The sequence below is a fragment of the Mycobacterium intermedium genome, from assembly GCF_002086275.1.
Lineage (GTDB): Bacteria > Actinomycetota > Actinomycetes > Mycobacteriales > Mycobacteriaceae > Mycobacterium > Mycobacterium intermedium.
This window is the reverse complement of the sequence record NZ_MVHT01000151.1, coordinates 1-7,583: the sequence shown is the minus strand read 5'-3', so window position 1 is coordinate 7,583 and position 7,583 is coordinate 1. Positions and strand designations below refer to the sequence as shown.

Genomic DNA, 7,583 nt, shown 5'->3' with positions numbered 1-7,583 from the left:
ACAGATCATTTCGCTGTTGCTGACGACGACACGCCACTACGAGTCCTACGGATACAGCTACGACATCAGCGAGACGTGCGTCACAACGGGCTAGCGCCGGCGTTGCCCTTCGGACAAGAAGCCCAGCAGGTCGTACCGGGTGATCACACCGACCGGCTTGCCCTCCTCGACAACCATCAGCGCGTCCCAATCCCGCAACGCCTTACCGGCCGCGCTCACCAACTCGCCGGCTCCGATCAACGGCAACGGCGGGCTCATGTGCTGGGAGACGGCGTCGGCCAGGTTGGCGCGACCCTCGAACACCGCCGAGAGCAGTTCCCGCTCCGAGACGCTGCCGGCCACCTCGCCTGCCATCACCGGCGGCTCGGCCCCGACGACCGGCATCTGCGAGACCCCGTACTCACGGAGGATCCCGATGGCGTCGCGCACCGTTTCTGACGGATGGGTGTGCACCAGGTCGGGCAGCGCACCGGACTTGCGGCGCAACACATCTCCGACCGTCGACTCGTCGGACGAGCCGTCGAGGCGAGTGCGCAGGAATCCGTACGAGGACATCCAGGCGTCGTTGAAGATCTTGGACATGTAGCCGCGGCCGCCGTCGGGCAACAGCACGACCACCAGGGCGTCGGGCCCGGCTTGTTCGGCAACTTTTAGCGCCGCCACCACCGCCATCCCGCACGAACCGCCGACCAACATCGCTTCCTCGCGGGCCAACCGCCTGGTCATGTCGAACGAGTCGGCGTCGGACACCGCGATGATCTCGTCGGGCACGGACGGGTCATAGGCCGCCGGCCAGAAGTCCTCGCCGACTCCCTCGACCAGATAGGGGCGACCGGTGCCGCCGGAGTACACCGAGCCCTCCGGGTCGGCGCCGATGATGCGCACCGGTCCTTCCGGCCGGTCCGCGGACACCTCCTTGAGGTAGCGGCCGGCCCCGGTGATCGTGCCGCCGGTGCCGATGCCGGCGACGAAATGGGTGATCTTGCCGTCGGTGTCGGCCCATATCTCGGGGCCCGTGGTGGCGTAGTGGCTGGCCGGCCCTTCCGGGTTCGCGTACTGGTCGGGCTTCCAGGCACCCTCGATTTCCCGGACCAGTCGGTCGGAGACGCTGTAGTAGCTGTCCGGGTCCTCAGGCGGTACCGCCGTCGGGCACACGACGACCTCGGCGCCGTAGGCGAGCAACACATTTCGCTTGTCCTCACTCACCTTGTCCGGGCAGACGAACACGCATTTGTAGCCGCGGCTCTGGGCAACCAGGGCCAGGCCGACACCGGTGTTGCCAGAGGTGGGTTCGACGATGGTGCCACCTGGTTTCAGTTGCCCGCTGGCCTCCGCGGCGTCGATCATCCGCGCCGCGATGCGGTCCTTGGAACTGCCGCCCGGATTGAGGTATTCGACCTTTGCGGCCACGACGCCGCATCCATCGGGGACGACCGAGTTCAGCCGTACCAGTGGCGTGCCGCCGATGAGGTCACTGATGTGCTGCGCGATCCGCATCCGCTTATCGTCTCAGGCGATTTCGACCGACGCACACGTGGGCGCAACAGCCAGGCTGTGGCCAGACCGGGGCCAGGCCGTGGCTAGTCGGTGGCTTCGCGGATGTACTCCCCGATTTGGCGCAACGAGCGGACCGCCTCGGGCAACAGCGGCCCCACGACCTGGAAGTCGTGAACCTGCCCCGGCCAGACCCGGACTTCGGCCGGCACTCCGGCAGCCGCCAATTTGCCCGCAGCCAACTGCGCGTCGTGCAGCAGTACCTCCGAGCCGGAGACGTGAATCAAGGTCCGGGGCAGCCCCGCCCGGATGTGATCCAACGGCTCGTAAACCTCTTCCGGTTTGCCGTCCACATGGTTCTTGGCGGCAGCGCTAGCAACCAAAACACCGAGGGCATCAAAGGCCCGCGACGGGAACATCGCGTCGGTCTTGATGTTGGGATGCGCCTGCTTTTCTTCCTTTGCTAGCTGCAGCAGTGGCGAGATCGCCACCAACGCCGCCGGCTCCTCGCATTCGTCCAAGAGCCGCTGGGCGAGCGTGAGCGCGAGGTACCCGCCGGCGGAGTCGCCGGCGAGCACGATTTGCTCCGGCTGGTATCCCAGCGTTCGCAGCCAGCGGTATCCGTCGTGGCAGTCTTCCAACGCCATCCCGATCGAGTGCTTGGGCATCAGCCGATAGTTCACGACTAGAACCGGCGCATCAGCAAACATTGAGAGCAGCTCGACGAGGCGGCCGTGCGAGTTTGCTCCACAGGTGAGGAACGCGCCGCCGTGCAAATACAGAACCACCCTGCGAGTGCCGTCCGCGGGCAGCACACCCTTGGCACGAACCAGCTGTGCGGACGCATTAGGCAACTTCACAGTGGCTCGAACGGTGCTGGAGGCCGGTAAGAACACGCGCGCCGCGTGGTCGATGAGCCCCCACGGCCAAGGCGCGTGAGGGACGTAGCTGCCGGCCGCCAAAACGGGGCGTATCGTCAATCGCGACGCCAGCGCAGCTAAGCGCGCAGCAACACTTGGGCCAGATTCGACGACCTCAACCGGGGCGCCGTCGCTGATGGCAAACCTGCGTGTTTCGAGTCTACGTGCCTTCAGCGCGTCACGCGGGCGAATGGCTACTCTAGGTGAGCCGGATACCTTTTCGGGTGCAGTCATGCCCAACACTTCCTACGCCGTTGTAGTCGGATACAGCATGCGGCGAAGAGGTCGGGCGTTCCGGCTTAACTGCTTTCCGAAGCCCCCAGCCAACCCCGCGAACTTAGCTTGACAGTCCTTTTCGCTTACAACATTCGATGAGTCTGTTTCGATACCAACTTTGTTTCACACCGTAACGGGTTTCTTCGTCAGCTACCCACGAAATCGGAACAACCGTCCTAGACTTTTTCGCGTGGACATACATGCGCCGCGTCGTTCGACCGTCGCACTGGCCACTGCGGGCGCACTCGCCTCGACGGGGACTGCCTATCTGGGCGCACGCAACCTGCTAGTCGGCCAGGCCACACACGTGCGCACTGTGATCCCGAAATCATGGGGCACCCCACCCCAGGCGGACGGCGTCTACGGGCCCGGCGGCGAACCGGCGCAGCGGTGGCGGCGGGGGGTCCCGTTCGACCTGCACCTGATGATGTTCGGCGACTCGACGGCGACGGGATACGGCTGCGGCAGCGCCGACGAAGTGCCGGGTGCGTTGATGGCCCGCGGCATCGCCGATGAGACCGGAATGCGCGTCCGACTGAGCACCAAGGCGATCGTCGGGGCGACGTCGAGAGGCCTGTGCGGTCAGGTCGATGCGATGTTCGTGGCCGGCCCGCCCCCGGATGCGGCGGTCATCTTGGTGGGCGCCAACGACGTGACGGCACTCAACGCTACCGGCCCGTCGGCGCGACGGCTGGCCTCGTGTGTACGCAAGCTGCGCGCCCGGGACGCGGTGGTCGTGGTCGGCACGTGTCCGGATTTCGGGATGATCCCCGCCATCCCCCAGCCACTGCGCTCGGTGGCCCACCAACGTTCCCTGCAACTTGCGCGCGCTCAGGCCAACGCCGTCAAACTGGCCGACGGCGCGGCGGTGCCGCTTGCGCATCTGCTGGCTCCGAAGTTTCGGGCCATGCCGGATGCGATGTTCTGCCGCGACCGCTACCACCCGTCGGCACTCGGATACGCCCTTGCCGTCGAACATCTGCTGCCCGCGCTTCGGGTGGAGTTGGCCGAAAAGCGTGGTACGCCAATGCCGGAATTACCGGCACGGCCCAGCTCACCCACCCTCACCAGCGATCACACGCGACGCAGTGTCATGTCCCGCCTGTGGCGACGTCCCGCGCCCGACAATGCGCCGGTGCTGCCCACACCCGTCGCTGCTCCCGTCAGCGGGTAGCGACTAGATTTATCTCGTCCAGTCCTGGGTCGGGCCGCGGTTTACGGCCTGCTGTACGCGAGGAGCCGTCATGCCAGAAGCCGTCATCGTTTCCGCAGTCCGCTCGCCGATTGGCCGGGCCATGAAGGGGTCCCTGGTCAACATGCGGCCCGATGACCTGGCGGTCCAGATGGTTCGCGCCGCGCTCGACAAGGTGCCGGCGCTGAACCCGCACCAGATCGACGACCTCATGTTGGGTTGCGGACAGCCCGGCGGCGAGTCCGGTTTCAACCTGGCCCGTGTTGTGGCGGTGGAGCTGGGCTACGACTTCCTGCCCGGCACCACGGTCAACCGCTACTGTTCGTCGTCCCTGCAGACCAGCCGGATGGCCTTCCACGCGATCAAAGCCGGTGAGGGCGACGCGTTTATCTCCGCAGGCGTGGAGACGGTGTCTCGGTTCGGCAAGGGCACCGCCGACTCGTGGCCCGACACCAAGAACCCGCTGTTCGGCGAGGCGCAGGAACGCACCGCGAGCGCGGCCACGGGTGCCGAGGAGTGGCATGACCCGCGCGCCGACGGCAACCTTCCCGACATCTACATCGCGATGGGCCAGACCGCTGAGAACGTCGCCCTGTTGACCGGCATCAGCCGCGAAGACCAGGACCACTGGGGCGTGCGCAGCCAGAACCGGGCGGAGGAGGCCATCAAGAACGGGTTCTTCGAGCGTGAGATAACCCCGGTCACCTTGCCCGACGGCAGCGTCGTCAGCACCGACGACGGCCCTCGCCCGGGCACCACTTACGACAAGATCCGGGACCTCAAGCCGGTGTTTCGGCCTAACGGGACGGTGACCGCCGGCAACGCGTGCCCGCTGAACGACGGCGCAGCCGCGCTGGTGATCACCAGCGACACCAAAGCCAAAGAGCTCGGCCTGACGCCGCTGGCCCGCATCGTGTCCACCGGCGTCAGCGGCCTGTCTCCCGAGATCATGGGGCTGGGGCCGATCGAGGCCACCAAGAAGGCGTTGGCCAACGCCGGCCTGTCGATCAACGACATCGACCTCTTCGAGATCAACGAGGCTTTCGCGGTGCAGGTGCTGGGCTCGGCCCGCGAACTGGGCATCGACGAGGACAAACTGAATGTCTCGGGTGGGGCGATCGCCCTGGGTCATCCGTTCGGCATGACCGGTGCCCGCATTGCCACCACGCTGATCAACAATCTGCAGACCCACGACAAGACGTTCGGCCTCGAGACCATGTGTGTGGGCGGCGGCCAGGGCATGGCGATGGTGTTTGAGCGCCTGAGCTAGCGCGGGGCTTTGGCCCCCCTTCCCGTTGACTCTGCGCCCAGGGCGGGAAAGTTCGAGTAAGCACCGCCAAAACCGCAGACTCAACGAAGGGCGCCCCACCCTCGACCGCCCCAGGCATTGACTCTGCGCCCAGGGCGGGAAAGTTCGAGTTAGCACCGCCAAAACCGCATACTCAACGAGGGGTCGAGGCGCATCGCATCGCCCCACGAAGCACGAAAAAGCCGGCACCCCGGGGTGCCGGCTTTTTTCGTGGAGCAAGTTAATCGTTCTGCAGATAACTCAACAGGCGCAGGATCTCCATGTACAGCCAGACCAGCGTCACGGTCAGCCCCAGAGCGACGCCCCAGGCTGCCCTGTCCGGCGCACCTGCGCGGATCATCTGATCGGCCGCGTCGAAGTCGATGAGGAAGCTGAAGGCAGCGATCGCAATGCAGACCAGCGAGAAGATGATGCCGATCGGTCCGGCGCTACGCAGACCCAGTCCCTCACCACCGCCGAAGTGGAACAACGAGAGAACAAGGTTGCCCAGCATCAGCACGACCACGCCGATCATCGCGGCGACCAGCATCCGAGTAAACCTGGGTGTGACGCGGATGGCGCCCGTCTTGTAGACCACGAGCATGCCGAAGAACACGCCCAGAGTGCCCAGGATGGCCTCCCCGATCAGAGCCCCGGCATTGGCCGAACCCACCGAGAAATTGGCCAGGACAAACGAGAAGGCGCCCAGCAGCAACCCCTCGAGCGCGGCGTAGCTGAGCACGATCGCCGGGTTGTCCTGCTTGCGCGCGAAAATTGCGACCATGACCAGCGCGAACCCGCCAAGACCGCCGATCAGGGCGAGCGGGTACCCGAGTGCCGGATTCAACTTCGTCAGGACATACGAGATGACGGCGGTAGCCGTCAGGACGGCCAATGTGATGCCGGTCTTGGTGACGACATCGTCAATGGTCATCGGCCGTGATACGCGAGCACGACCCTCCTGGTAGGGCGCGTAGCCAGGCGCCGGATAGCCCTGCATCTGTGCCGTGCCTGCGCCGAATTGCGCATAGCCGCCCTGCTGCCTAGGCAGCGAGCGAAATACCGGGTTGCTTGTCTCCCGCACCGTCGGATCCTCTCTTATGGCTGTCGCTTAGAGATGTGCGAACAATTGCACAACGACCAGTGGCTCGTCCAGGTTCCCAGCCTCGTCGTCCGTTCCCGTCAACCCTAGCCCCGCGGACATCACGGAGCGAGTAACGATCTAGATTGCTGGTCAAACTCATGCGCAGGTACTGGCGGAATCCGTCGAGGGGAGCTATTGCGTGACTGAAGCCGGGATTACTGGGGAGTCCGACGAGGTACTCACCCGAGTCGACGGCGACGTCGGCTTTGTGACCCTCAATCGCCCCAAGGCGATTAACTCGCTGAACCAGAACATGGTGGACCTGCTCAGCACCGTGCTCCTCCGGTGGGAACGTGACGACGCGGTGCGCGCCGTCGTAGTTTCTGGCGCCGGGGAGCGCGGTTTGTGCGCCGGCGGCGACGTGGTCGCGCTCTACCACAGCGCCCGCAAGGACGGCGTCGACGCGCGACGGTTCTGGCGCGACGAGTACCTGCTCGATGCCCAGGTCGGCCGGTTCGCCAAGCCGTATGTGGCGCTGATGGACGGCATCGTGATGGGCGGCGGCGTCGGCATCAGCGCGCACGCCAACACCCGGGTGGTGACCGACACCGCAAAGGTCGCCATGCCCGAGGTCGGCATCGGGTTCATCCCCGACGTGGGCGGGACCTACTTATTGTCCAGGGCTCCTGGCAAGCTGGGCCTGCACGCGGCCTTGACCGGCGCGCCATTCAACGGCGCCGACGCCATCGCCTTGGGATTCGCCGACCACTACGTGCCGCACAGCGAGCTGGATAAGTTCAAGGCGTCGATCGCCGCCGACGGCGTGGAAACCGCGCTGGCCCGCCACGCCATCGAACCGCCTCCGAGTGAGCTTGCGGCACAACGTGAATGGATCGACGAGTGCTACTCCGGCGACACCGTACAGGACATCATCACCGCGCTGAAGAATCACGACGCCAAAGCGGCCAACGACGCGGCTGACCTGATCTCAACCCGCTCCCCCATCGCGTTGTCGGTGACGCTCGAGGCCGTGCGCCGCGCGGCCAAGCTGGAAACGCTGGAAGATGTTCTGGTACAGGACTATCGGGTGTCGTCGGCATCGCTGCGCTCGCATGACTTCGTCGAGGGGATCCGGGCCCAATTGGTCGACAAGGACCGCAACCCGAAGTGGTCGCCGGCATCACTCGCCGAGGTCACCGTCGCCGACGTCGCGGACTACTTCAAACCAGTCGACGACGACCTGACGTTCTAGCCTCGATTTTTCGTCGAGGGTGATTTCGGTCGGACTTGGCGATGGGGTGCGTGGTGTCTGGGGTTTGTGTGGTTTAG

The 7,583-nt window shown here is 65.5% G+C and carries 6 protein-coding genes; 3 read left to right on the top strand and 3 right to left on the bottom strand.

Annotated features, from left to right (window positions below; genetic code table 11):
- Window positions 1-90: 90 nt before the first annotated feature.
- Both BST27_RS29090 and BST27_RS29085 read right to left on the bottom strand, forming a co-directional pair.
- Complete coding sequence (locus tag BST27_RS29090; protein ID WP_069422332.1) at window positions 91-1,497, bottom strand: cystathionine beta-synthase; 1,407 nt, start codon at window positions 1,495-1,497, stop codon at window positions 91-93.
- Between the two features lie 83 nt (window positions 1,498-1,580).
- Window positions 1,581-2,648, bottom strand: a complete 1,068-nt coding sequence (locus BST27_RS29085; protein WP_069422344.1) for an alpha/beta hydrolase — start codon at window positions 2,646-2,648, stop codon at window positions 1,581-1,583.
- A 232-nt stretch (window positions 2,649-2,880) separates the two neighbouring features.
- Between BST27_RS29085 and BST27_RS29080 the strand changes: the two genes are divergently transcribed.
- The gene (locus tag BST27_RS29080; RefSeq protein WP_069422331.1) at window positions 2,881-3,864 is read left to right on the top strand and encodes an SGNH/GDSL hydrolase family protein; all 984 of its coding nucleotides are present in this window, start codon (window positions 2,881-2,883) and stop codon (window positions 3,862-3,864) included.
- A 70-nt stretch (window positions 3,865-3,934) separates the two neighbouring features.
- Complete coding sequence (locus tag BST27_RS29075) at window positions 3,935-5,152, top strand: acetyl-CoA C-acetyltransferase (protein ID WP_069422330.1); 1,218 nt, start codon at window positions 3,935-3,937, stop codon at window positions 5,150-5,152.
- A 259-nt stretch (window positions 5,153-5,411) separates the two neighbouring features.
- On the opposite strand, the gene BST27_RS29070 is transcribed toward BST27_RS29075, so the two are convergent.
- Window positions 5,412-6,254: a Bax inhibitor-1/YccA family protein gene (locus tag BST27_RS29070; protein WP_069422329.1), complete on the bottom strand. Its 843-nt coding sequence runs from the start codon at window positions 6,252-6,254 to the stop codon at window positions 5,412-5,414.
- 214 nt (window positions 6,255-6,468) lie between these two features.
- Between BST27_RS29070 and BST27_RS29065 the strand changes: the two genes are divergently transcribed.
- Window positions 6,469-7,506, top strand: a complete 1,038-nt coding sequence (locus BST27_RS29065; RefSeq protein WP_069422343.1) for an enoyl-CoA hydratase/isomerase family protein — start codon at window positions 6,469-6,471, stop codon at window positions 7,504-7,506.
- Window positions 7,507-7,583 lie beyond the last annotated feature (77 nt).

Excerpts from the sequence above, each read along its gene's own strand:
- BST27_RS29090 (WP_069422332.1), bottom strand. The coding sequence starts at position 1,497 with ATGCGGATCGCGCAGCACATCAGTGACCTCATCGGCGGCACGCCACTG.
- BST27_RS29085 (WP_069422344.1), bottom strand. The coding sequence starts at position 2,648 with ATGACTGCACCCGAAAAGGTATCCGGCTCACCTAGAGTAGCCATTCGC.
- BST27_RS29075 (WP_069422330.1), top strand. The coding sequence starts at position 3,935 with ATGCCAGAAGCCGTCATCGTTTCCGCAGTCCGCTCGCCGATTGGCCGG.